This is a genomic window from Leifsonia sp. P73, from assembly GCF_051059105.1.
GTDB lineage: Bacteria > Actinomycetota > Actinomycetes > Actinomycetales > Microbacteriaceae > Leifsonia.
Genome location: NZ_CP194933.1, coordinates 40,372 through 62,664, shown reverse-complemented (window position 1 = coordinate 62,664; position 22,293 = coordinate 40,372). Strand labels below are relative to the sequence as shown.

The 22,293-nt window shown below is 65.9% G+C and carries 27 protein-coding genes and 2 pseudogenes; 15 read left to right on the top strand and 14 right to left on the bottom strand.

The genetic code is table 11. The features are described 5' to 3' along the window. Positions 1-54 precede the first annotated feature (54 nt). A complete protein-coding gene (locus ACQ86L_RS22075) occupies positions 55-465 on the top strand; it encodes a hypothetical protein (protein ID WP_392341548.1) in 411 nt (136 codons plus the stop codon). Then, a complete protein-coding gene (locus ACQ86L_RS22070) occupies positions 462-1,190 on the top strand; it encodes an RES domain-containing protein (protein WP_392341547.1) in 729 nt (242 codons plus the stop codon). Before ACQ86L_RS22075 ends, ACQ86L_RS22070 begins: the two co-directional genes overlap by 4 nt. A gap of 17 nt (positions 1,191-1,207) precedes the next feature. Here ACQ86L_RS22070 and ACQ86L_RS22065 read toward each other — a convergent pair whose 3' ends face one another. The 3 genes from ACQ86L_RS22065 to ACQ86L_RS22055 are packed head-to-tail and all read right to left on the bottom strand — an operon-like array spanning position 1,208 to position 4,146. After that, entirely contained in the window at positions 1,208-2,092 is an 885-nt protein-coding gene (locus tag ACQ86L_RS22065) for a hypothetical protein (RefSeq protein WP_392341545.1), read from the bottom strand. A 15-nt stretch (positions 2,093-2,107) separates the two neighbouring features. Continuing rightward, positions 2,108-3,751 carry a relaxase/mobilization nuclease domain-containing protein gene (locus ACQ86L_RS22060; RefSeq protein ID WP_392341543.1) on the bottom strand — a complete coding sequence of 548 codons (1,644 nt, stop codon included), beginning with the start codon at positions 3,749-3,751 and terminating at the stop codon, positions 2,108-2,110. Continuing rightward, a complete protein-coding gene (locus tag ACQ86L_RS22055; protein WP_392341541.1) occupies positions 3,748-4,146 on the bottom strand; it encodes a plasmid mobilization protein in 399 nt (132 codons plus the stop codon). The genes ACQ86L_RS22060 and ACQ86L_RS22055 overlap by 4 nt, the downstream gene beginning before the upstream one ends. Before the next feature lie 240 nt (positions 4,147-4,386). Between ACQ86L_RS22055 and ACQ86L_RS22050 the strand changes: the two genes are divergently transcribed. The 3 genes from ACQ86L_RS22050 (at position 4,387) to ACQ86L_RS22040 (ending at position 5,469) form a co-directional block, all read left to right on the top strand. Continuing rightward, positions 4,387-4,695, top strand: a complete 309-nt coding sequence (locus ACQ86L_RS22050; RefSeq protein ID WP_392341539.1) for a hypothetical protein — start codon at positions 4,387-4,389, stop codon at positions 4,693-4,695. 253 nt (positions 4,696-4,948) lie between these two features. Continuing rightward, entirely contained in the window at positions 4,949-5,245 is a 297-nt protein-coding gene (locus ACQ86L_RS22045; protein WP_434319020.1) for a hypothetical protein, read from the top strand. Further along, positions 5,245-5,469: a helix-turn-helix transcriptional regulator gene (locus ACQ86L_RS22040; RefSeq protein ID WP_392341536.1), complete on the top strand. Its 225-nt coding sequence runs from the start codon at positions 5,245-5,247 to the stop codon at positions 5,467-5,469. Before ACQ86L_RS22045 ends, ACQ86L_RS22040 begins: the two co-directional genes overlap by 1 nt. Positions 5,470-5,639: 170 nt before the next feature. Here ACQ86L_RS22040 and ACQ86L_RS22035 read toward each other — a convergent pair whose 3' ends face one another. Further along, entirely contained in the window at positions 5,640-6,029 is a 390-nt protein-coding gene (locus ACQ86L_RS22035) for a hypothetical protein (protein ID WP_392341535.1), read from the bottom strand. Positions 6,030-6,607: 578 nt separating this feature from the next. Here ACQ86L_RS22035 and ACQ86L_RS22030 point away from each other — a divergent pair. Then, positions 6,608-7,093 (top strand): hypothetical protein, encoded by a 486-nt coding sequence (locus ACQ86L_RS22030; protein ID WP_392341533.1) that lies wholly within the window; start codon positions 6,608-6,610, stop codon positions 7,091-7,093. Positions 7,094-7,111: 18 nt separating this feature from the next. On the opposite strand, the gene ACQ86L_RS22025 is transcribed toward ACQ86L_RS22030, so the two are convergent. From ACQ86L_RS22025 to ACQ86L_RS22010, 4 genes are all read right to left on the bottom strand, one after another. Next, positions 7,112-8,245 (bottom strand): hypothetical protein, encoded by a 1,134-nt coding sequence (locus tag ACQ86L_RS22025; RefSeq protein WP_434319019.1) that lies wholly within the window; start codon positions 8,243-8,245, stop codon positions 7,112-7,114. A 119-nt stretch (positions 8,246-8,364) separates the two neighbouring features. Then, positions 8,365-9,027: a recombinase family protein gene (locus ACQ86L_RS22020; protein WP_392341529.1), complete on the bottom strand. Its 663-nt coding sequence runs from the start codon at positions 9,025-9,027 to the stop codon at positions 8,365-8,367. Continuing rightward, a complete protein-coding gene (locus ACQ86L_RS22015) occupies positions 8,927-9,805 on the bottom strand; it encodes a Fic/DOC family protein (protein ID WP_392341527.1) in 879 nt (292 codons plus the stop codon). The genes ACQ86L_RS22020 and ACQ86L_RS22015 overlap by 101 nt, the downstream gene beginning before the upstream one ends. Next, the gene (locus tag ACQ86L_RS22010; protein WP_392341525.1) at positions 9,798-9,914 is read right to left on the bottom strand and encodes a hypothetical protein; all 117 of its coding nucleotides are present in this window, start codon (positions 9,912-9,914) and stop codon (positions 9,798-9,800) included. The genes ACQ86L_RS22015 and ACQ86L_RS22010 overlap by 8 nt, the downstream gene beginning before the upstream one ends. 580 nt (positions 9,915-10,494) lie before the next feature. Here ACQ86L_RS22010 and lgt point away from each other — a divergent pair. Next, a complete protein-coding gene (lgt, locus tag ACQ86L_RS22005) occupies positions 10,495-11,487 on the top strand; it encodes a prolipoprotein diacylglyceryl transferase (protein ID WP_392341621.1) in 993 nt (330 codons plus the stop codon). Between the two features lie 7 nt (positions 11,488-11,494). Beyond that, positions 11,495-12,385, top strand: coding sequence for a LysR family transcriptional regulator (locus ACQ86L_RS22000; RefSeq protein WP_392341523.1), 891 nt, complete (start codon positions 11,495-11,497; stop codon positions 12,383-12,385). A gap of 6 nt (positions 12,386-12,391) precedes the next feature. On the opposite strand, the gene ACQ86L_RS21995 is transcribed toward ACQ86L_RS22000, so the two are convergent. Further along, positions 12,392-13,429, bottom strand: coding sequence for a YeiH family protein (locus ACQ86L_RS21995; RefSeq protein WP_392341522.1), 1,038 nt, complete (start codon positions 13,427-13,429; stop codon positions 12,392-12,394). A gap of 83 nt (positions 13,430-13,512) precedes the next feature. Further along, a pseudogene (locus ACQ86L_RS21990) lies at positions 13,513-15,167 on the bottom strand (FAD-dependent oxidoreductase). 111 nt (positions 15,168-15,278) lie between these two features. Between ACQ86L_RS21990 and ACQ86L_RS21985 the strand changes: the two are divergent. The 5 genes from ACQ86L_RS21985 to ACQ86L_RS21965 all read left to right on the top strand — a co-directional run bounded on the left by ACQ86L_RS21985 (position 15,279) and on the right by ACQ86L_RS21965 (position 17,196). Further along, positions 15,279-15,461 carry a hypothetical protein gene (locus tag ACQ86L_RS21985; protein WP_392341520.1) on the top strand — a complete coding sequence of 61 codons (183 nt, stop codon included), beginning with the start codon at positions 15,279-15,281 and terminating at the stop codon, positions 15,459-15,461. 2 nt (positions 15,462-15,463) lie between these two features. Then, a complete protein-coding gene (gene trxA / locus ACQ86L_RS21980; protein WP_392341518.1) occupies positions 15,464-15,820 on the top strand; it encodes a thioredoxin in 357 nt (118 codons plus the stop codon). 67 nt (positions 15,821-15,887) lie between these two features. Then, the gene (locus tag ACQ86L_RS21975; RefSeq protein ID WP_392341516.1) at positions 15,888-16,157 is read left to right on the top strand and encodes a metal-sensitive transcriptional regulator; all 270 of its coding nucleotides are present in this window, start codon (positions 15,888-15,890) and stop codon (positions 16,155-16,157) included. Then, positions 16,154-16,516 (top strand): hypothetical protein, encoded by a 363-nt coding sequence (locus tag ACQ86L_RS21970; RefSeq protein ID WP_392341514.1) that lies wholly within the window; start codon positions 16,154-16,156, stop codon positions 16,514-16,516. Before ACQ86L_RS21975 ends, ACQ86L_RS21970 begins: the two co-directional genes overlap by 4 nt. Before the next feature lie 230 nt (positions 16,517-16,746). Continuing rightward, complete coding sequence (locus ACQ86L_RS21965) at positions 16,747-17,196, top strand: hypothetical protein (RefSeq protein WP_392341512.1); 450 nt, start codon at positions 16,747-16,749, stop codon at positions 17,194-17,196. A 7-nt stretch (positions 17,197-17,203) separates the two neighbouring features. Here the strand turns inward: ACQ86L_RS21965 and ACQ86L_RS21960 are convergent, their stop codons facing one another. From ACQ86L_RS21960 to ACQ86L_RS21945, 4 genes and pseudogenes are all read right to left on the bottom strand, one after another. Further along, a complete protein-coding gene (locus ACQ86L_RS21960) occupies positions 17,204-18,244 on the bottom strand; it encodes a hypothetical protein (protein WP_392341510.1) in 1,041 nt (346 codons plus the stop codon). Beyond that, a pseudogene (locus tag ACQ86L_RS21955) lies at positions 18,234-19,908 on the bottom strand (HsdM family class I SAM-dependent methyltransferase). Before ACQ86L_RS21955 ends, ACQ86L_RS21960 begins: the two are co-directional and overlap by 11 nt. Positions 19,909-19,947: 39 nt before the next feature. Beyond that, complete coding sequence (locus ACQ86L_RS21950) at positions 19,948-20,322, bottom strand: hypothetical protein (protein WP_434319018.1); 375 nt, start codon at positions 20,320-20,322, stop codon at positions 19,948-19,950. A gap of 63 nt (positions 20,323-20,385) precedes the next feature. After that, positions 20,386-21,576, bottom strand: a complete 1,191-nt coding sequence (locus ACQ86L_RS21945; protein ID WP_392341506.1) for an IS30 family transposase — start codon at positions 21,574-21,576, stop codon at positions 20,386-20,388. Between the two features lie 78 nt (positions 21,577-21,654). Here ACQ86L_RS21945 and ACQ86L_RS21940 point away from each other — a divergent pair, with 78 nt between their 5' ends. Beyond that, entirely contained in the window at positions 21,655-21,924 is a 270-nt protein-coding gene (locus ACQ86L_RS21940) for a hypothetical protein (protein ID WP_434319017.1), read from the top strand. Positions 21,925-21,928: 4 nt separating this feature from the next. After that, a complete protein-coding gene (locus ACQ86L_RS21935) occupies positions 21,929-22,243 on the top strand; it encodes a hypothetical protein (RefSeq protein WP_085370142.1) in 315 nt (104 codons plus the stop codon). Positions 22,244-22,293 lie beyond the last annotated feature (50 nt).

Below are 22,293 nucleotides of genomic sequence, written 5' to 3'. Positions count from 1 at the left end.
ACGCATGTCGATAATGGGTGCGATTTCGTACCGCACACTGGTACGCTAACTGCTATGAGCGGCATGAGTAGAGCAGTCGTGTCCAGCCAACGTCCTGGCCTTGAAGCCCACCGAGAGTCCATCGAGCTGGAGATCACCGATATCGTCGAGCGGCTGCGAGACATGGTCGGCCCGAAACTCGTCGCCTACGTCGGGAACGTGAAGAACACGCGCCCGGTCGGCGATTGGGCGGCGGGACGACGCTCCCCCGGCAGCGAAGACGAGAAGCGGCTGCGGCTGGCGTTCCAGGCGGCCCGTGTGCTCAGTGAGCGGTACTCCCCGACGAACATTCAGGCGTGGATGATCGGTTCGAACCCCGCCTTGGGGTTCGAGTCGCCGGCGCGCGCGATCCGTGACAGCGACAACGTCGCAGACATCGTTCGCGATGTGATGAGTGCTGCCACGTCGTTTGCCTACGTCGGATGACGGCGCCCGCTATTGAGGCCTCCGGTGACCCCGGTGAAGTCTGGCGGGTCGGCTATGCGCCGAACCCGTGGGCGTGGGCGTCGTGGGACTATGCCAGCGACGACGGCTTGTTCACGGGCCGCTGGGATGACGAGCGCGCGGCGTACCGAAGCATCTATACGTCGGAGTCTTTGATGGGCTGCTTTCTCGAGTTGCTCGCCCCGCTGCGAACCAATGAGGTCACCTTCGCAGAGGTAGATGCGATCGAAGACGATGACGAACCAGCCGGCCTGGAGCGCCCGAATCCCGTGTTTGGCACGATCGCTTTGGATTGGCTGGAGAACCGCGTCTACGGCAGCGCCCAGCAGACGGGTGTTTATGCCGAAGTGACCGTCGCGGCATCACTAGGTGCGCTGGCAGCGGCCGGCGTCTTCTCGCGGTTCAACATCGCTCCACAGCACGTCGATGTGTCGTTGCTCAAGGACCCGAGGAACCGTGACCTCACGCGAGCGGTCTCCCGGTGGCTTTACGACCAGATCGGTCCGGACCGGAGAGCACTTTTCAACGGCGTTGCCTTCCGCTCGAGGATGGGCGACGACTTCCGCATGTGGGCGGTGTTCGAACGCGGCAACGACTCGGTTAGCCCGCTGATCCAGCCAGCAGGTTCGCCGGAACCAGTCACCGATGATATCCCCGAACTGCAGCAGGCGATGGCTGTCCTGGGGCTGAGCTGGCGCGAGGACTGACAGGAGGGCCACGACGTTCAACGACCCAGGTGCTGCTCCCTCTGCTGCCCGAAGCCGCCGGACGCACGGCGCGCCTTCGGCGCACGCTTCGGCGCGGTCGTGACGGCTTCACGCGGATGCCGGGCTTGGTCGGCCGCGGTCGTCATGCGAGCGTCGATGACCTCACGATCGGCCTTGCCCTCGAGCGAGGAGGCGAAGCGTTCCCGCCGCTCGGCACTGTCGAACACCTCGGCCGCGTCTGCCTGGTTGGCGTTCGCGCCGCCGCGCAGTTCGTCGCTCACGTCCCTGTCGTTCGCCGCCTCGACTCGCAACTGGTCGACGTCGAGCGCCCCACCCACCTCGGCCGCGTGCTCGTTGCGTTCGTCCGCCTGTCGCTGGCGCTCCTCGGCCACTCGATCGAGCGTCTCTGCCGCGGTGAGGAAGGCGCCGGCTTCGGCCACGTCGACGACACTTTCCCCGCGCGAGGTGGCCGCCGCCGAGCGAGTGCGCTCTGCCCTGGCCAGCGCCTCACGCACAGCCGCAGGGTCCGCGTCGAGGTCCTGGACGTCCAGCCCGTAACGGTCTCGGACCTCCTCTGCGATCCGTTCGCCGGCACGGTCGGCCTCGGGGTCGATACCGTGCCAGGCGGTAGCGGTCTCGTGCGCGTTGGCGATCTGCTCGACGCTCGCGGCGTCCCACCAGCTTCGCTCGTAGACCGGTGCGAGCTCGGCGCGTGCCGCCGCTCGTTCGGCGTCGAAACGTGCTTGCAGCTCACGGTTCTGCTGCTCGGTCTGCGCTTGGCGGGTGCGGGCGAGCTCTTCCCGGATGCGTGCGAACCGTGAGCCCAGCTGTGCCGCCACAGTGAGTGCGATGCGCAGCTGCCCGTCCAGTGCGTCCGCGATGCCGTCGTTCTCTTCGGCCATGATTGCCACCTTCCGTTATCGTCCGATGCCGCGGTCCTGTTCGGGTCCGGTCGCGGGCTTGTAGGGCTTGGCGGGTTCGATCTTCGTTGGCACCGGCGACCCGGGCCGCGGGGCGCTAAGGCCGGTCTGCGCGATCCGCACAGCTTCGGCGGTGCGCTCGTCGACGTGAGCGGCCGGGGCGCTCTCACCCTTCCGTGGGATCTCCGGAAGCCGCGAGGCCACCGTGGCCATCTGCGAGTTCAGCGTGCGGGAGATCTCCGCCGCGCGAACCTCGTCCCCGATGGCCTTGTGCATGTCGATGATCGCCACGGTGAGCCGTGCGAGCTGACGCATCAGGATCGCCTCGGCCATCGTCCCTTGACCCTGGCTGGCGGCCTGCATCAGCAGCATGGCGGCGCCGGCGGCACTGCCCATGCTGACCTTTTTCGGCTTCGAGGTGTGCGCTTTGATCTGCGCCGACCGGGCCAGCTCGCGGGAGGTTGCAGCGAGCGGTCCGGGGGTCGTCTCGACGCGCTGTGACCAGGCGGCGAACGCCCCGGCGGTGTCGCGCGCGACGTGCGCCCACGCGGCCCGATCGCCCGGTGGGACGCTGCGCAGCTCGTCGCGCATCCGCCGCATGTCGTCGGAGTATTTCTGCCACAGCTCCGGGGCCGGCTCTGCCTCTTCACGGCCCGGCGAGACCGGCCGGTACTGCCACGGGTTGCGGCTCGTGGCCTTCCACTCGTCGACCGCGCCCTGCGCCGCCTGTGGACTGTCGGGCCATCCCTCGCGCAGCCGCGGCAGTGTCAGGTCGCGGGCGAGCCGGCCGCCACCGTACCAAACCGGAGGCGTGCCATGCTCGGTGCGCAGCGCCACCGAGTAGCCGGCGACAACGTCGTCACGGCCGGCTGCGAACCGGGGCCGGATGAGCACACCGGCGCGACGTACCCGACGTACAAACTCGCCCTCGTCGATCGACGCGGCCGCCGCAGCACGCACGCTCCGTTCGAGCCGGTGCGCGTCGACCTCGACGGCGCCGGTACGGCGTGCGCGCTCCTGCTCGGCGGGCTTGATGCCCCGCTCCCCCAAGCCGTGCTCACGGCTGCTGAGCTGCTGCAGCCCGTACTCGCGCTCGAGGTCGCGGCACGTGTCCTGCGCCTTCTTGAAGTCGTTGTGGGTGCTCGCCTTGGTGCCGTCCTCGCGCACCAATGAGACCGCGATGTGGACGTGGTCGTTGCCGTTGGTCGAGAGACCGTGGCGGACGGCGACCCACCGGCACTCGGCTTTGCCGCTCGCCTCGGTGAATCCCATCCGGTCCACAAAGTCTTGGGCGATCGCGCCCCACTTCTCATCCGACAGCTGACCCTCGTCGGCACGGAGCGACAGCGAGCAGTGCCACACATCCGCCGGCGTCGTGGTCGAGTGCACCGCGCCCGTCTCCGGGTCGGTGATGCTCTGCGTGCGCGTGACCTCCACGCCGAGCGCGACGCGCGGCTCGTCGAGGTCCTTCGCGATCGCCAGCGCCGTCTCACGATCGAGCACGCCGTAACCGTGCATCGTGACGATGGCGGAGTTGCCGGCGACTAGGTGCTGTTCCTCGTGTTCGTTCGATCGGCCGGGACCGGCCAGGTAGACCATGAGCCCACCCATCCGGCTCCCCCGGGTGATGTTCGGCATCATGAGTCGGCCAGCGTTTCAATCGCCGCCGACAGGCGCGGCACGAGCGACCGGTACTCGGTCACGATCGCCTCGGCCTCGGCCGGGAACGTACCCTCACTGTTCGCGTACTTCGCGAGCTGGTTCGCGTTGTTCGCCAGGTTCGCCAGCAGCCGGCGCACCGCGAAAATCTCCACGATCGCAGCCTTACGATCGGTGTCGGTCTGCACGTGACCGCTCATCGCGGACTCGAACAACAGGCGCGGCACCGTCACGCCACGAACCGCGGCACGGGCGCGCAGCTGCGTGTCCTCCTCCGGAGTAACCGACACCTCGTAGCGCTTGGCACGCTTCGCTTCACCGCGGGCGTTGGCGCGACGAGAACGGCCGAACAGTCGGTTCTCGTTCTGCTCCGACATCGCCCCTCCCCCGTCCTTCTTGCCCAGCGCAGCGAACCCGCCTCCTGGCGGGGACCATACCACCAGTATGCCGGTGCCGGACCAGGCAGTCCAGCACCGCAAGCCAGTTACCCCGCGTAACTGTATAGCTTGCTCCGTCTAGGGCTCCGCCAGAACGGTGCGCAAGCATCCTTGAGGCAGCACCTGGACGGTGCAACATTACGCCTAGTGGAGCGGTTGCGGTCCTGTTAATCTGAGGCTATGAGCGACGTACAACTGGACCCACAGGAAGCCGCCCGCAAGGCGCGGGCCATCATCGAGGCGGAGCAGAACGCGCGCGTGCGCTCCGTGGAAGAACTCGTTTCTGCCACCAACGCCTTCGACGCCGCGGAGCAGGCCGTCAAAGACGCCGCCGCCGCGCACGACAAGGCGTGGAGTGCCGCGCTTGCCGCCGGTTGGACCGAGAAGAACCTGCGCGAGATTGGCGCCCGCGCGCCCGGCCAGTCCGCGCCCCGCGCTCGCAAGCGACGTGCTGCAGCTGCACCGCCCGCCCCGAACATTGAAGGATGAGCCTGCGGCTCCTCAGCTTGTAGAACAGGGCCCGCCGAGCGTCGCTCGGTGGGGCCTGTTCGTGGGGCAACTCCGTTGCCTTTCGGCTAGGTGATGGTACGCACCGTTCCTCTCTGAGCAAGAGCTTTCGCGGCATATCCTCACTCGCTGCGCTCCCTCCGGTATTCCACGGTCTCTTGCTCATTCACCCTCGGCGCTGTTTCGGCAAAAGCGCCGAAAGGCAAATGGGTTGAAATGAGAGAGGGAGCGCGTCATGAGCACGAACGTCACCTTGTACGTGGAGTCCGGATCCGCAACAAGCGACCAAACCAAAGCAGCAATGGACAGTGCCGGCATCGCCTACGAGCTGGTGTTAGTCACGGCCAGCGACTACCCCCTGCAGGCGGTGGGAACCTCGTACGCGGCGGCCCCGGTCACGGTTGCCGATGGGAGCAGCTGGGACGGATACCGGCCCGACCTGATCGCGCGGCTTGCATCCGAGCAGGCGCTCGAGGTCTACCAGGTGCCCGTCGATCCGATGGACGCTCTCTACTGCGAAAGCTGCCAGTGATGAGCGCGGCATACCTTCGCCGGCACCGCGTCAGCGTGCCCGCCAGGCTGCGCTCCTACACACCCAATGAGGCCGCTGCTGAAACCGGCCTAACACTCGACCAGCTACGCCGCATGCGCGAGCGCGGCGAGGGACCGGCCTACGTCACCCTCGGCAGCAGAACCGTCCGCTATCTCCGTGGCGACGTCGACCAATGGCGGCGCGCGACTAATGGGCAGGTGTAGTCGTCTGCAGCTTCTGGGATCGGGGCGTGCCATCCGATATCTTCAAGCGCGTTGATACTCGCTACATCGCGTCAGCGCCTGCGACAACACCACGCACCCGACGGCGCCTTCCCCATCACACCGATGTGTGCTTTTTGCTGGGGAGGAGTCGGCAACTAACTCAAGTCGAATCAGCCGATCTTGCTCAGCAAAAGTTGCATGAGGGTTTCGGCCGGAGTCTTGCCATCAGTGGGGACAGTAACTACCACGTAGGCTCCATATACACCACGCGCGACGTAGATCCTCGTGCGGCTCTGGCCAGAACCAGGGTAGTCATCCGCAGCGACGGACGCATCCCCGAGCCTCGCGTCGTATGGCGCCGAGTCGGCGAGCGAATAAGCCCTTCGGTAATCAATGAAGTCAAGTTGCGTCTTGGCGTCGGCATCGCGGACGACGTTGTAATACAGGTTGTGAGTGTGCGTGGCGTCCGAGTAGCCACAGGCGTCAATCTCGCCCTTCTGCAGGCTGTCCCTGATCGCCTGTATATCTTGAACGCCTAGAAGCGACCGTGCAGCGTCCAAAGTGAGAATCGTGCACGGAGGACTGCCGGCACTGGGGAGTCCCGCGCCTAATGTTGGCTCACCCGCTCGGGTAGCAGTTGGATGTGGCGTAGGCGTTTGGGTCGTTTCAGTCGGGCGGGACCTCGCCGCTGCCTGTGCCGTCGGCTGCGATGCGCAGCCGGTGAGTGCGAGCAAAGCTAGTCCAGCGAATATTGCACTGGCGGCAATCAAGCGCGGTTTTGGGCTGATCATTCTGTTTCCTTCTCTCCCGCTCAACATAGCGGAGCCCCACCGCTCGAAAATCATGGCGCTTTCAACCGGCCGGTGCATTCACCCTTCGGAACGATTGATCCGGAGGTGCGGGTGGTGTTCACGCGTGAGCTGTAGGGCGAACTGCGGAGGGGTGGGCGCCAGGTGAGTCGAGTCGTCTGATCGCGCGGAGTCTCCGCAGCACTCCTCATTCGGTCCACCATTGCGAAGACCTTCAAGGCCGGCCGGGAGCGGCCACACAGCACACGGAGTAATGCACCACAGAGGGCCGCCTCAGCAGCCCCCATGCTGGGGCGTTGGTGCCTACCCATCGCCCCTAAACTCGGAGCATGATTCGACTTTTCCGCCCGATGACCTGCTCCATCGCGGTGGCCCTCAGTATCGCGACGTTGCTCAGCGCATGCAGCGCCTCTCCAGCCAGGACCTCAGGCCCAGATGACCGATCCTCCACGTCGTCACCGCAAACCACAATAGACCCCCGGACCCAGGCACCCGCGCCGGCCGGTGCCGACCTCACCACTCCGTCTGCCGTCACCGCATTCGTCCTGAGTGGAAACGATGCAAGCGCAATTGAAAAATGCAAGTCGATCCTTTCCAGCGCAACCTGGACCCATGGCGCCACGATCACCTTCGCTCAAGCCGGGCAAATGGACCTCGCAATGGGGAACACCGACGAGAGGTTTTCCACCGAAGATCAGCAAGCCACCACGTCTGTGTGTGCGGCGACCGTCCCAAGCGAGCCGACCCCAAATCACAGCGACGTATTTGTCGTCCGCGGCGACGGCAAAACCTTTTTCGATATCGGCGGGATCTAGTGGAGGATGCGGTATCGCTCAGTCGCCCTGGTTGGTCGGAGCCACTGAACTCGCAGGCGTATGCACCGGTCTGTCGCCGGAACTCCATTTATCGAGCACAGCCTTGATTACGCCGGTCGCAAAGGGCTCCTGGGCGCTCAACGGGATTTCCGCATTTCCGATGTCAACAACGACGCTGAGGAAGATGGAAACGCCGTCCGTGTTGACGAAGAATTCGTTGCCGCCTGACTTGTAGCCTTCGAAGTTCTTGTAATGGAAGTTCACGGGTCCAGCCAGCGGGCGTTCCTTGCGGACCTCCACCCAGACAACCCCCTCCTGGCCGTCGGGAGTTCCCAAAGACGCAATCACTGGTGTGACCAAGCAGGACATCACTTTGTCGTCACCGCTATCGTGAACGCCGATGGCCCCAGTAAACGTCGCCCCAGACAGTCCGTCAACGAGAGACGAAGACTGCAACACACTCAACAGCCACGGGCACATGGTCAGCGAGCCGTCACCGCCAGAAGCCGTAGACGGCGACGCCGACGCTGTGCTGGCACTATTCCCCTTAGCGCCCTCCTTACCGCCCGCCTCGATCAGCACCTTCGCGGCGACCACGTCCACCCAACGTTGCGCGTCGCCGTCCGCCACCTTGCCGGTTCCTCTCGGTCTCTCGACTCGCACGACGAACGTTCCGCTTACTGACTCACCCGTGTACTCAAAAATGCTGCGATCGTCCCTGACGCAGATCATCGCGGCCTCATGGACAAGACCTTCACTAACTCGCGGCCTCCGGGACCCCTGCGGACACTGCTGTTTTGAGTTGCTCGAACCGTCAGTCAGAGACTTGTAGATGGCTTCCGTGTTCTTCATGTTGAAGTCGCCATAAATTGCAGCGACCTTTGCCAGTCCGTTCGACCCAGCAGCGCCAGTCTGCGTGCAGGAGGAGCCTGATGCGTTATTGAACTGCTCCCCCTGATGAACCACCGTTTTGGGGAGCGCATCCTGTGCCAAGGGACTCTTAGCGATGCCGCAAAGAGCGGATTCGGTAAGCCCCGGTCGCACCATCCGATTTGCGTCACCGCTCGAGGTGGACGAACAGGCCGTAACCAGGGTTGCAACAACCATCGCGATGATAGCGAGAATGGGAGCACGTCGACCGGGCAGGTGCATCGGGTTGATCCTCTCAACAGCCCTAACGCCCGTCATGCCGAGCGACGTGAGGAGCAGGTAACGACTTCACGATAACGGACAGGCGCAGACGGGCGCTTGCACCCGTTCACGTGTCATGATCACCCCTCGCTGAGTCGTGCGCGCCACAAAGAGCTGAGCATGCAGCGGCGAATCGCGCGCGCACGGACGTCCTCACCGATCGGCTCCGTGGGGAAGCTGCTTACCGCGAGCGCCGTGTCCGTCCTCGGCCATGGAAAGAGCACGCCGGACGGTGGCCGAACCGACGCGGAGAGTCTTGGCGATCGTCTCCCACGTGGCCGGGGTGTTTGCGCGCGCATCTGTCGGGCGGCCTCGATGCGCTCCGGTGTCATCACGGTTGGGCGGCCGCCGACGCGGCCCTGGGCGCGCGCGTACTCCAACCCGAGCCGGGTGTTCTCTCTAATGGTGTCCACGCGGAGCTGCGCGAACACGGCGACGATGCCGAACAGTGCGCGGCCCATCGGGCTTGTGGTGTCGATCACCGGCTCGGTGAGGCTCTTGATATCGACGCCCTTGTCCTCGAGCTCGTGCAACGTCTCGATCAAGATCCGCTCCGTGCCGCCGAGGCGATCCAACCGCCGCACCAGCAGCACGTCCCCAGCCCGGAGGTAGTCCATGCACGCCATCCACTGCGGGCGATCCTTAACCCGGCTGGAGTCGCCGTGATCGACAAACACCCGTCCGGCGCCAGCCGCTTCCAGCTCGGCCTCCTGCGCCTTCGGATTTTGCTCCCGCTTTGACACTCGCGCGTATCCAACGACAGTCATCGGCCCCTCCCCAGATCGGTGTCGTAGCCCAGCGTCTGCGATCGCGCCGCCGAGCCGGCGTCGACGAGACGCCACGCGCCGGTGTGGCGGGGCCGCTCATGCTGGCGAACATCCGCAACTGCTCCAACCGCTCCGGGGTGAGCCGGCCGCCCGGCGTCGCCGGCTGCACGATGCGATCGAACATCGTGTGCAGCCCGGCGAAGTCCTGGCGTTCCATCGCGTCCCGGGATGCCTGGTCGTTCTGGGCGCCGGTGACCTGGCTCCAGTCGAGGTCGTAGCCGGCGCCGGCGGCGACCTGCGTCCAGAAGATCCGTTGTGTTCGCCCGTTCCCCTCGCGGAACGGGTGGAGGTAGTTCACCTGGTCGTAGTGGTGTGCGATCCGGTTGACGAACCGGTCGCGATCGAGGCCGCGCAGTTGTTTGTCGTCCGCGAGCTCCGCGAACGCGAACCCAGCCCCCGACTCCAGCCGGGAGACCGGCATGAAGAACTCCGCCTCCGCATCGGTGCCTTTGCGGATATCGACGGTGCGCAGCTGACCGGCCCAGTCGTAGACGTCCTGGAACAAGTGGCCGTGGATCGCCTGCAGCTGTCGGAGATCCCCGGTGATCTTCACCGGGCGGATGATCAGCTGGATCCGCCGGGCCTCCACCAGGTCGGCCTCGGCGTCGTCGAGGGCGCGCTGATCCGTGATGCCGAGGTTGTTGCGAAGAATGCCCGAGGTGGGCTCGAGGTACGGGTCGACGAACTCAGGCAAGGCCGTAGCGGGCGCGGGTGCGACGCACCAGCTCGTCGGCGTCGAACTCCCCCTCGACGAACGCTGCAGCATCCGCACGGAACTCGGCCGTGGAAGACAGACCCTCCATCTCGGAGCTGTGCGCGGCGTCAGCCACCACACGCTCGGCGGAGCTCGCGCTCGGCGGCGGAGATAGTGCTCGCAGCCTTGACGCTCATCGCTGCCCCTTTCGACCTTTCCATTCTACCAGACCTGATCAAAAACCCCCAGTTAGCGTTTTGAACAGAAGCGGGTTTCGGCAAGGGTTTTGAGCAACACACGATCCGCGAAGTTCCGCACCACGCCCTCGCCAGTCGGCAGACTGCTCGCAAACGATGGCGGTCTCAACCGGTCAACGCGCCGTTCGGGAAGGATTGATCCGGAGGTGCGGGTGGTGTTCACGAGCGAAGTGGAAGAGTAGAGCCGACCGTGTGAACATTCGCAGCCGCTGCTAGCCTCGGCGCACTACTTACCCCGCGCTGGTGAGGGCCTGTGCTTTAGGGTCGGAGCGTGAGCTGGGACGCCCCGCGGTCTGAACGAGCGAGAAGGCACGAACGTCTCGGCACACGGCACTTACTGCCCGCTGTCCGGCTCCCGCTTTGCGCTTCCGCTCTTCGGCAGGACATGCACTAGCTCACCGTCGGTTGAATTAGAGGAGATCCGTGCTCGCCCTGAGCATCCCCAGCCCACCCCCGCAATTGGCACAGTTCCAGATAGGTCCACTGACTGTGCACGCCTATGCGCTGTGCATTCTCGGCGGCATCATCGCCGCGGCCCTGATCACCGCGCGCCGGCTCGGTCGCCGCGGCGTCGACCGAGGAATCGTGCTCGATGTCGTCCTCTGGGCCGTGCCGCTCGGCATCGTATGCGCCCGCTTCTACCACGTGTTCACCCACGTCGGCGATTACTTCTACCCGGGCGCGAACCTCTGGAATGTCTTCGCCATCTGGGACGGCGGCAACGCCCTCTACGGGTCCCTCCTCGGCGGCGCTCTCGGGGTCTACATCGCCTGCCGACGTGCCGGCCTCCGGTTCTGGGCATTCGCCGACGCTCTCGGCCCAGCGCTGCTCGTGGCCCAGTCACTCGGGCGGTTCGGAAACTACTTCAACCACGAACTCTTCGGCCTGCCGACCACCCTCCCGTGGGGACTGCAGATCGAAGCCACCAATCCCAAGTTCCCCGCCGGGATGCCGCCCGGCACATTGTTCCACCCGCTCTTCCTCTACGAGATCATCTGGAACCTCGTCGGTGTCGCCCTGATCCTGCTCCTCGAGCGGCGATTCCGCCTGCAGTGGGGTCGCGTGCTCGCGCTCTACCTCATCTGGTACGGACTCGGCCGCAGCTGGCTCGAAGCGATCCGCATCGACCCGACCAGCGACGGGTGGCTGGGAATCCCCGCGAACGTGTGGGCCTCCTTCGCCGCCGTCGCCGTCGGAATCACCCTGTTCATCGTCCAGACCCGTCGACACCCGGGCGCGGAACCCTCCCCTATCTGCGGCCGCACTCACCGACCTGCAACCCCAGGCGGCCGAACAGGCGACCGCCGAAGCTCAGCGGGGCTGACCGGCAGCCGCCGCCACGGAATCGGTGCAACTGCTGACTTCGGTGCCCCGGCAAGAAGCTCGGGGCCGAGGCGGGATAGCGTGGGCGGGTGCGAAGACTGAGGCGTTCGTGGACATTGCAGGCCTGAGGCTGCTGGTGGCGGTCGCCCGGACGGGTAGCATCTCCTCCGCAGCCCGCGAAGCCGGCGTCACGCAACAGGCGGCCTCGATGCGGCTCGCGGCGCTGGAACTGGATCTGGGCGCGGCTCTACTCGTGCGCAGCAGTCGGGGCGCGCATCCGACCGAGACGGGCGCCCTCATCGTGGAGTGGGCCGCCGACCTCCTGGACGCCACGGAACGGTTCGGCGCCTCCGTCGCCTCCCTGCGCCAGACGACGGACGACACGCTGCGTATCGCCGCCAGCATGACGATCGCGGAGCATCTCGCGCCGCGCTGGCTCACGGCGCTGAGTGCCGGCGGGCGGGGACCGCGCATCGAGTTGACGGCCGCGAACAGCGAAGCGGTCCTCCTGGCCGTCCGCAACGCCGCGGCGTCGATCGGGTTCATCGAGACGCCGGATGTACCCACCGATCTGGGCACTGTGGAGTTCGCGTCAGATGAACTGGTCGTCGTCGTCGGACGCACCCATGCGTGGGCGCGACGGGCGCGCGGCATCTCGGCGGAGGAGCTCGCCCGCACTCCGCTGGTCTCCCGCGAACGCGGCTCGGGGACCCGTCTCGCATTGGAGCGCGCGCTGACGGATGCCGGTCATCCGCCGGTTCGACCGGCGCTGGAGCTCTCCTCCACCAGTGCGATCCGCGCCACCGCTGCGGCGGGCGACCACCCAGCCGTGCTTAGCATCCTGGCCGTGCGGGAGCAGGTCGCCACCGGGACCCTCGTCAAAGTCCCGATCCGGCAGTTGCGCATCACCCGGCCGCTGACCGCGGTGTGGCGGCGCAGCGGGTCGGGCGTGCCCGCGAGCGCACGTCCGCTGCTGGAGGTCGTGCACGCGATCTCGTGACGGCGGTCAGAGCTGCCCGGTAACGGCGAGCACTCCCAGGCTGGTGACGGTGACGAGCGTCGACAGCACGGCGCCCAGCACCAGCGGCCGCCAACCGGCGCGACGGATCGCCCCCACATCGGTGGACAGGCCGATCCCGCCGAGCGCCACCGCTACCAGGAACACGCTCGCCGTCACGAGCCCTTCGTGCAGGTCGGCGGGAACCGCGATGAGCGTATTGGCTGTGGCGACGACGAGGAATCCGACGAGGAACCAGGGGATGAGACTGATCAACCGCCGCGCGGTCAGCGGAGCGCCGGCCTTCGTCCGCCGGTGCTCGACCACGGCGAGCGTGATGCTGATCGGGACGATCATAAGCGTGCGCACGAGCTTGATGACGACGGCGTATCCGAGCGCGGAGGTCGCGAACAGGCTCGCGGCGGCGACCACCGAGCTGGTGTCGTTCACCGCGGTGCCCGCGAACAGACCGAATGCGTGGGTGCTCATCCCCAGCGCATGCCCGATGAGAGGGAACACCAGCACGGCGACCGCATTGAACAGGAAGATCGTCGAGACCGCGTAGGCGATCTCGGAGCTCGCGGCGCCGATGATCGGAGAGATCGCCGCGATCGCCGACGCGCCGCAGATCCCGGTCCCGACACCGATCAGGGTGCGTTCCCGGCGCGGAATGCGCAGAGCCCGGCCGACGCCCCACGCGGCGAGGAGGCACACCGCCAGTGTGGAGAGCATTACGGGAAGGGACTGCACACCCACGACGAGCACGCTCGACAACGAGAGCTGGACGCCCAACAGGACGACCGCGAGTTGGAGCACGAACTTCCCGGAGAAGCCGATGCCTGGCACGAGCCGGGCGCCTGGCCGGCGAATCAGGCTCACCGCGATTCCGATGACGAGGGCCGGGAGGGCGCTGCCGACCGCTGGCACCACGCGCGAGACACCGGTGGCGGCCAGCGCAATCAGAACGGTCAGCCCAACACCGGGCGCGACCTCGGCTCCCCGGGCAGCGATCCTTCTCGGCAGAGTCCGGACGGGAGAGAGTTCCATGCTTCGACCGTGACGGATCTGCCCGAAACGGGCTAGATCGAGCCGGTTGTGGCGTCACAAGCAGCGCTTGTGACGCCACCTCATCACGCCGATTTGACCGGTACGGGCGTAGCCAGCGATGTGCCGGCCACCCAGGTGCGGTAGCCCCCGTCGAGGTTGACGACGTCGAAACCGTGCTGGTCGAGGATGCGCGCGGCGGTGTGACCGCGCTGGCCCACCTGGCAGTGCACCACGATCGGGCCGGCCGGCAGCTCGCCGAGCCGGTCGCGCAGCTCGTCGACTGGGATGTTCACAGCGCCGGGGATCGAGCCGGCCGCATGCTCACCGGCCGTGCGCACATCGACCAGGGTGGCGCCCGCGGCCAGCGCGGCGCCGAGCTCGTGCCACTGCAGGGAGCGGGTGGTCCCGTTGCGGAGGTTGTCGGCGACGTAGCCGAGCTGGTTGATCGGGTCCTTCGCCGACCCGAACTGAGGCGCATACGCCAGCTCGAGACGCATCAGACCGGAGGCGGTGATCCCGCCCGCCATGGCGACCGCGATCACGTCGATACGCTTATCGACACCCTCGCCGCCGACGATCTGCGCACCCAGGATCGCATCCGTCGCAGGGTCCACGAGCAGCTTCATCGACATGGACTGGGCACCCGGGTAGTAGGTGGCGTGCGAGGCAGGATGCGTGTGGATGACTCGGTGCGCCCGCCCAGCAGCGGTGAGCTGCCGTTCCCCCAGCCGACCTTCGCCGCGACGGCGTCGAAGACTTTCACGATCGCGGTGCCGAGGGCGGGCGTGTTGTGCTCCTCGCGGCCGGCGATGACGTCGGCTACGGATCGGCCGTGACGGTTGGCGAGCCCGGCCATGGTCACGAGCGCCTCTGCGCCGCTGAGCGCATCCACCTTCTCGACGCCATCACCGACGGCGAAGATGTGCTCGACACTGGTGCGGTTGCGGGCATCGACCGCGATCCCGCCCGTCGACCCCAGCCACAGACCGGCCGAGCGCGCCAGGTCCACGCTCGGCACCACACCAGACGCGTCGATGATGAAGTCCGGCCGAACCGTCGCGCCGTCGCTGAGCAGCACCACCCCCGCCTCGACCGTGTCGATCGTGACGGAGGTGCGCACGTCGACGCCGTGGCTACGCAGCTGCGCCTCAACGGGCGCAACCATCTCCACGTCGAGCGGGCTCAGGATGTGTGGGCCGCGCTGGATGAGCGTGACGTGGATGCCGCGCCGCACCAGGTTCTCGACGGCCTCGAGGCCGATGAAGCCGGCGCCGACGACCAAGGCGGAAGGGTTGTCCGCTGCCGCGTCCACCAGCACGCCGATCGCGTCGACGTCCTCCACCGTGCGGAGGGTGTGCGTCGGGATGCCGGGATGCCCCGCGGCCTCCCGTGCAGATGCTCCGACGGCGAGGATCAGCTCGTCATAGCTCTCGGTCATGGTCTCGCCCGCGGCGAGGTCGAACACAGAGACAGTGCGCGCGACCGGGTCGATCGCGAGGACCTCGTGGCCGGTGCGCACATCGAGCCGGAACCGGGCCGCCAACGACTGCGGGGTCTGCAGCAGGAGCGATGACCGATCGGTGATCACTCCGCCGACGTAATAGGGCAGCCCGCAGTTCGCATACGAGACGTACGGGCCGCGCTCGAACACCACGATCTCCGCAGTCTCGTCGAGCCGGCGCAATCGCGTCGCGGCCGACATTCCTCCGGCGACTCCGCCAACGATCACGGTCTTCATCCTGTGCACCTCCCGAGGGCGGTTTGGTGATACCCTCCCCGGTATCGTACTATACGGAGGGGGTATACAGAACCAGCCCTCTACCGGACCCGAGAAAGAGAGTTCCAACCCATGTGCTACCCCGCCACCTGCAAAGTCTGCGGCAAGACGACCTGGAGCGGCTGCGGCCAGCACGTCGCCGACGTTCGCCGGCGCGTGCCCGCGAATCAGTGGTGCAACGGCACCCACACCGACGCCGAGAAGGCTGCCGCCTCCGGTGGCGGGTTCTTCGGCCGGCTCTTCGGACGCAGCTGACCATGAGCACCGTCACCCTCACCGCCGACACGCTCAAGGGCCAGATCGAGCGGAACGACATCGTCCTGATCGACTTCTGGGCGGCCTGGTGCGGCCCCTGCCGCATGTTCGCCCCCGTCTTCGAGACCGCCTCCGAACAGCACCCGGACATCGTCTTCGGCAAAGTCGACACCGAGACCGAGCAGGAACTCGCCGCGGCCGCCGGGATCACCTCGATCCCCACCCTCATGGCCTTCCGCGACGGGGTCCTCGTCTTCTCCCAGCCCGGAGCCCTCGCCGCCCGCGACCTCGAGGATCTGATCGGCCAAATCCGCGCCATCGATCCAGCTGAACTCACCGCCGCCAAGGCACGCACCTGACCCGAAGAGATACCCTGGCGGGTACCCACGACGCCCCCTCGGCGCCATCGAGAAAGTAGAACATACCGTGGCCACCACCACCGCCTCTGACATCAAGCCCGTGCTCAATCGGCTCCGCCGCGCGCAGGGCCAGCTCAACGCCGTCATCGCCGCCGTCGAGAACGGCGGCAAATGCCGCGACGTCGTCATCCAGCTCGCCGCAGTCTCCAGTGCGCTCGACAAAGCCGGCTTCCAGATCATCTCCACCGCCATGCAGAAATGCATCACCGACCCCGACGACACCTCCGACCCCATGACGGTCGAAGAGCTGCAAAAACTCTTTCTGACTTTGGCATGAAGACAGTGAACGAGGCACCGACGGCTGGTGTGGTCATCCACCTAAACGAGGCCGATCCGATCAAGCACGGCGCTGTCCTGCGGAACATCCGCAACCTCATGGACGCGCTTGGACCGGGAACCGATCTTGAACTCGTCGTCCACGGGCCGGGAATCAGCATCGTCCTACCAGATAGCCCGCACCGCGAGACCCTCCGCGCCCTCCAACACGGCGGGCTCATCGTCGACGCCTGCCAGAACACCCTCCGAAGCATGGAAATCGGCCCTGAACAACTCGTGCCGGACTCCGTTATCGTTCCGTCGGGAATCGCTCATCTCGTGATCCGACAGCGCAAAGGCTGGGCGTACTTGCGGCCGTAATGCCGTCGCGTCCATTCGTCACTTGCGTTTCGCAGGCTATTCAGGTGGCACGACTCGCTTGGCGCTGCGGCGATGCCCGGGTAGTACCGCTGACCACCGAGGGAAGCCTACCGAAAACGATCGTTTTTGAAGCGTCCGCGATCGCCTGAGGATTGAGGGCGGCTCCTGACGGGTCATTGGCACCAGAAAGGGGTGAACATTGTCGCCCCGCGCGCCAATAAGCTCCTCAAATGATCCTCCGCCCCCTCTACACCGCAGCGCTTGCCGCGTTGCTCGTGACCGGCCTAGCCGGCTGCGTGACGATCAACGTTCCGCCGCCAACCCACAGCGAAGACCCCGCAGCGTCGACCCCCGTCGCCCAGCCGACCGAAGACGTGTCCGGGGCACTAAGCGCTCTGGCTTCGGCGATCGGCGCGTTAGCGAAATCGTCAGGACCCGCGCCGACCGCTGAGGACTGCTCGTACACAACGTACGTGATCGGACCGCTCGCGAACGCTACACCGGCTGAGCGGTGGCGCGGAACCTACGAGACGATCACGAACAACATGCGCACCATCGCTGCCCTTTGCGCCGCCGACCCCGCCAGCGCTGACGCCGTGAACCTGGCGCGCCTCACACGGCCGAATGTCGTGACCATCCTCAACGAGGAGCAGTACAACGGGCAAACCACCTGGGGCTAGCCGCTAACTAACTAGAGGTGCGATCAGCCATTCGGGGGTTATCCAGTCGTTTTCGGGCTTCCTCGTGACGATCGACTGGAGTGGCGTCAATGACTCTCCGCACCATGAGTTCCAGAAATCGCGACGGTTGGAGTGCCGGCGGCACCGCGTCGTGACGGATGGTTACGCGCGGCAGGTTGTCAAGCGCTTCGTCGATAGCCGAGGCGGGAACTTCTTCAGCCTCGTCTTCGTTCTCGTCTGGTTCGAGGCCGGCGGCCGCGAGTGGGTTCTCGGTGTCGTCCTCATCCAGGTCGCCCGCGGCGGGCACTTCAGAGCCGTACTCGATCATGATGAGAGCGACTGCGTGATAGGCGTCGTCTTCCCGACCGAGCTTTTGAAGGAGGTCGATCAGCCACCTCGCCTTTTTTGCTTCCTCAGTCAGGATTGTTGAGCGCAGACCGTAGACGAAGCCGAGAGCAGCGAGGGGGTGCCTGAGCCGGAGGTTCTTCGCGTCGCCGTAGCTTTCCTCTACCCGGTTCGCGGCGTTCTTGCCGAAGCTGGAGTCCATGCGCTTAGTACTGATCAGCAGCTCGGGCCCGGTGTCCCAGTCCGACATGACGACGTCGACCTGCTTGAGGTAGTTCTTCCCCAGGATGTTCGCTGAAGCCGAGACAACACCCTTCATCGGTGTGGGCTTTGCGAGGCGGGCGACGAGCTGCGCGCGTTCCTTACCTTTCAAGCTTTGAAGCAGGTTCGCGATCGCCGTCGGCAGGATTCGAGGATGTTCGGCGCGTGGCCACGTTGCGTTCCGATCGAAACCGGCACGGCGCAGCTCGTAAGAGACCCACACGTCCAGAGCCAAAGCAGGGACACCGGAGGTTGTCGGTGCCTCCAAGTACAGAGGGACCCCGAGAAGCTTTTCAAGGACGTCATAGTCGGGGTCGTAGCGGACTTCACCGTCGGCCCCTTGGGCCCAGGGATTGGTGTGGATGCCGCCAGGAGCCGCGTCGGAGCAGATCCGGTCAAAGACCGCCCATGCTTTGGACCGGGCGGATTGTTCAGCGGCCACTTTCTGCCCTTGCTACTCGTCGTGAGGTCATCGTCTGGTGTGCCCGGCGCACGACGTCGACGTCATGATCCGTCAGCTCTGCGGAGTCCAATAGGAGGGCCTGGTCGACAACTTGGACGGCTTCGAGCAGTTCACCCGTGCGTAGAAGTCGGGCCACACGCGGCTTGATGGCGCGAAGCGCGTCCGCGCGCGCTGTCACAAGGCTGGGCGAGGGCATGGCCCAGACGTCTGCTTCGCGGGGTTCGATCTTCAGAATGCCGCCGCCGTAGGAGCGGCCCACCATTTCCGCGTTCAGCAGCGTCACCGAGTTCAGGCTGGCGAGCGGCAGTAGCTCGCGGCCGAGCTCCCTGTGCTCGGCCGAGAGGTAGACACCGTGTACTGAATTGAGGTGCAGCGCGCCGGCCTCATTGGTCGTCAGTCGAGGCGTGTCGGCGTTCATGCACGTCAGGAGCAAGTCAGCCGGCGGAAGGAGGGCACTTGGTACCAAGTGCGTCGGACGCGGCACTTGTACGCCTGGTCGACGCCAGCGGTGTGGCCGGCCTTGATGTACTCCTCAGCAGCCGCAGAGGGGGTATCCCCGGGGCGGAACAGCCAGGTCGCCTTGCCGGCGTTGCCGAGGTCGGTCATGTTGTGCCGGGTGAGGGAAAGCCCACGAAGATGTGAGCTGCCCGGAGGAGACAACCGTAGAAGATCGGCTCGGCTCAGGCCGAGTTCTTTCACGCGGGCCGGTGACAGGGCGAAGTATCCGTTGTTACCCGTCACCATCCCCAGGGTCGTGTCGCCCCATTCTTCGAGCACATCAAATGCCCCCGACTCACGCAGCTCCCGCAGAGGTCGAAGTGCTTCCGCACCGATCAGCAGGCCAGTCCATTTGTCCGCCGGGGTCTTGGGCGACCAGGTGAGGGGCACACCGAGCGTTTCGAGGGCTTCAGCGTCGCGGGCTTCGTGGATGGTGGCGTGATTCGCGGGGCCCTCATCGAAGCCGTCCGCGAGAAGGAGGACGACGTCCGCCTCAGCTTCGGGAAAGACGCGCTCGGTGAACAGCACCAACTCGACACTTCTGAACCGGTCGAAGAGGAACTGCCGGACTGGGGCTGCGTAGTTCACGCTCAATAGCTCTGCAGGTAGCACCAACCCCATGCGGCCCCCGGGGCGCAGAAACAGGGCCGACTGAATGGTGAATGCGGCCCAGCTCGACGCGAGCCCGCTCAGAGCCACCCCGGCTTTGAGCGCTGCTGCGCGTGAACGGCTGCGGGCTTCGCCGGTGAAGTCTTGGTACCGGATATAGGGAGGGTTCCCGATTACCGCGTCGTACCGGGGGGCAGGATCGACCAAGAAAAAGTCGCTGTGGGTGATGTTGGGAGCACCGCCAGCGTCGGTGATGCGTTCGCGCGCGACGCGAGCGCTGTGCTCATGGATCTCGACACCGGCAACGGTGGAGCCGCCACACCCAGTTCGACCAGCCGGCGTACCGCCTCGACGAGGAATGCAGCATCACCCGCCGAGGGCTCCATCACCTGATCGGCAGGCGTGCGGACCGCCCACTCGGCGATGAACCGGGTTAACGGCTGCGGCGTGAAGAATGCGCCCCGCGCTTTGCGCAGCTCCGACGTGTCAGAGACATCAAGCAGGGACACGGAACTCACCCTCCCATTGTTTAGCATCCCAATGACAACCGCCGACGACTCTCCCAAGTCAACTGGTTAACCCGCCCCGCGGGCGGTATCGGCGAGCATTGCACTACGGCTGCGGCCGGTTCGCGGGTCGAGACCGGCCCGCCATCGTTCGCGCTGCTCTTCGGGAGTGATGATCGTGCCATCGGGGGCCGTCGCCGGCGCGAGGAAGTTAGGCATCCCGAGCGCCAGTGCACACGCATCGAGCGCCTGACGCAGCTGGTCGTAGTAGCCGAGCGGCCACCGGTCGCTGCGCTTGAGCACCCAGTGGTCGACGCGGTACATCATCAGCGTTTCGTGAGTGTCGGAGCGAGTCGCCGGCGCGTACTCGATCTGGAACTCGATACGGTTCACAGCGTCGTCGAGGACAAGCCAGACCTTCTCCCCCGCGTGCAGCGTTTTCACGTTTCCAACCTCCCACAACATTCGAACATAGTTTCGAATTGTGATGCAATGGGGTGGGCGGATTCATGTCATCGTCGCAACGCGCTGATTCTGTTTCGTGGTCAAGAGTAGCTCGTTGTAGACCTCGGCCGGAGTTCGCCATCCGAGAGCCTTGCGTGGTCGCGTATTGAGCTCTCGGGCAACAAACTCAAGGTCTTCCGGCGAATGACGAGACAGATCGGTGCCCTTGGGGAAGTACTGCCTGAGAAGTCCGTTCGTATTTTCGTTCGAACCTCGTTGCCAAGGTGACCTTGGGTCGCAGAAGTAGACTTGAGTGCCAGTTTGGAGAGTGACCTTCGCATGATCGCGCATCTCAGTTCCCCGGTCCCAGGTCAGCGATCTCCGCAGTCGGCGCGGGATCTTGTTGAGCGTGCGAACGAGCGCGGCCGCTACGGCGTCGGCTTTCTTCGACTCGGGAAGGTGGACGAGGACGCAGTAGCGGCTGGTGCGCTCGACGAGGGTGCCGATGTGGCTGCGCGTGTCGGGTCCAACGATCAGGTCGCCCTCCCAGTGGCCGGGGATCAACCGGGTGGCGACCTCGAGCGGGCGCTGCCCGATCGGGATCAGATCAGGGATACCGCGGAAGACGTGCCGGTTGAGCGCGGCCTGCCGACGGGGTCGGCGCATCTGCTTGCCGCTGCGCAGACGCGGAGCTCGCTTCAGCCGGAGGGATCCCTTGGCCTGCCGGTAGAGGCCGCGGTAGATGGTCTCGTGGCTGACCCGCATCGACTCATCCGCCGGGAAGAGGACAGGGAGCCGCGCGCTGATCTGCTCGGGCGACCAGCGGCGGTCCAGCTGTTCCTCCACGAACCGGCGCAGCTGCGGATTGGTCGCCAGTTTGCTCGGCTGTGGCCGCGGTGCTCGTCCCTCAGCCATCAGCTGCGCCTGGCCGGCGTGATACCGCGGCATCCAGTGCCGGCGGTTGCGTCGCATCTCTCGGCTGATCGTCGACGGCGCCCGGCCCAGCATCGCGGCGATCGCACGGATCGACATGCCTTGCCGGTCGGCCACCATGATGGACGCACGTTCGACTGGAGAGAGGTATCGACCCGATGGAGCTTTCAGCAAGTGCGGTGGTGCCACCCCGCCAGCATGCCGCAACCATCGCCTGGCGGTCTCCGCGTTCACATCGACCGACGCCGCGGCCTTCTCACTCGAACCGCCCTCGGAGATGGTCGTCCAGAACGTGTGCCGGTGGTGTCGAAGCTTGAACATTCATCCCTCAGATCGTCCTCAGCGTTGCAACGACGCTCTGAGATCGCCGGTGACACCGAGCATCTGGAGGTCCTGGTCATGAGCATCGCGCCCGCGGCAGACATTGTTCACCTCTGGATGGAGCAGGGAGCCCCGGTCCGCCTGGTGTGGGCCGGCCACCGGTACCGAGCTGTCAGCGCTGAAACTATCCGCTCGAGGGTTGACCACGACGCGCTCACTCACCCCGCGGAGCGCCTGGTCAGCTGGTCCGTGATCGGTCGGAGCGAGCGGGATCCCGCGGACGTGCGCCTGTTCCAGCTGCAGCGCCAGGGCGCCGGCTGGATCCTGGTTGACGTCGACCCGGCCTGAACTCGTGGGCACGAACAAACGCCACGACGTCTATTCGGCGCCGCTGGCGGAGATTGCCAAGGCCGCGGAGCGGCAGCCGCGGCCAATCAGCCTTCCAGACGAGATGGTGCGCGCGAGTGGCCGCCGGCGAGACGAACCCCAGCCGGTCCCGGTCAAGGCTCACGTGCCGGTCCAAGTTGCCTACACCGATGTGCAGCTCGTCGACGCGGAAGCGATCGCCTGGACCACTGGCGGGCTGGTGCTGATCCGTTACGTCCCCGAAGGCGCTCGCACTCCCGTCTATGTCTGGGTAGCGGGGAACTTCGTTCACCGGAAGTGACCCACCTGGGAAACAAGAAAGCCCCGGCCGGGAGAGAGCGGCCGGGGCTT

Coding starts and splice junctions, on each gene's coding strand:
- ACQ86L_RS22045 (WP_434319020.1), top strand. CDS start 4,949: ATGAGCACGAACGTCACCTTGTACGTGGAGTCCGGATCCGCAACAAGC.
- ACQ86L_RS22030 (WP_392341533.1), top strand. CDS start 6,608: ATGATTCGACTTTTCCGCCCGATGACCTGCTCCATCGCGGTGGCCCTC.
- ACQ86L_RS21940 (WP_434319017.1), top strand. CDS start 21,655: ATGAGCATCGCGCCCGCGGCAGACATTGTTCACCTCTGGATGGAGCAG.
- ACQ86L_RS22025 (WP_434319019.1), bottom strand. CDS start 8,245: ATGCACCTGCCCGGTCGACGTGCTCCCATTCTCGCTATCATCGCGATG.
- ACQ86L_RS22060 (WP_392341543.1), bottom strand. CDS start 3,751: ATGATGCCGAACATCACCCGGGGGAGCCGGATGGGTGGGCTCATGGTC.
- ACQ86L_RS21970 (WP_392341514.1), top strand. CDS start 16,154: ATGAAGACAGTGAACGAGGCACCGACGGCTGGTGTGGTCATCCACCTA.
- trxA (WP_392341518.1), top strand. CDS start 15,464: ATGAGCACCGTCACCCTCACCGCCGACACGCTCAAGGGCCAGATCGAG.
- ACQ86L_RS21995 (WP_392341522.1), bottom strand. CDS start 13,429: ATGGAACTCTCTCCCGTCCGGACTCTGCCGAGAAGGATCGCTGCCCGG.
- ACQ86L_RS22010 (WP_392341525.1), bottom strand. CDS start 9,914: ATGGAGGGTCTGTCTTCCACGGCCGAGTTCCGTGCGGATGCTGCAGCG.
- ACQ86L_RS22040 (WP_392341536.1), top strand. CDS start 5,245: ATGAGCGCGGCATACCTTCGCCGGCACCGCGTCAGCGTGCCCGCCAGG.
- ACQ86L_RS21985 (WP_392341520.1), top strand. CDS start 15,279: ATGTGCTACCCCGCCACCTGCAAAGTCTGCGGCAAGACGACCTGGAGC.
- ACQ86L_RS22055 (WP_392341541.1), bottom strand. CDS start 4,146: ATGTCGGAGCAGAACGAGAACCGACTGTTCGGCCGTTCTCGTCGCGCC.
- ACQ86L_RS21965 (WP_392341512.1), top strand. CDS start 16,747: ATGATCCTCCGCCCCCTCTACACCGCAGCGCTTGCCGCGTTGCTCGTG.
- ACQ86L_RS21945 (WP_392341506.1), bottom strand. CDS start 21,576: ATGTTCAAGCTTCGACACCACCGGCACACGTTCTGGACGACCATCTCC.
- ACQ86L_RS22065 (WP_392341545.1), bottom strand. CDS start 2,092: ATGGCCGAAGAGAACGACGGCATCGCGGACGCACTGGACGGGCAGCTG.
- ACQ86L_RS22050 (WP_392341539.1), top strand. CDS start 4,387: ATGAGCGACGTACAACTGGACCCACAGGAAGCCGCCCGCAAGGCGCGG.
- ACQ86L_RS22070 (WP_392341547.1), top strand. CDS start 462: ATGACGGCGCCCGCTATTGAGGCCTCCGGTGACCCCGGTGAAGTCTGG.
- ACQ86L_RS22075 (WP_392341548.1), top strand. CDS start 55: ATGAGCGGCATGAGTAGAGCAGTCGTGTCCAGCCAACGTCCTGGCCTT.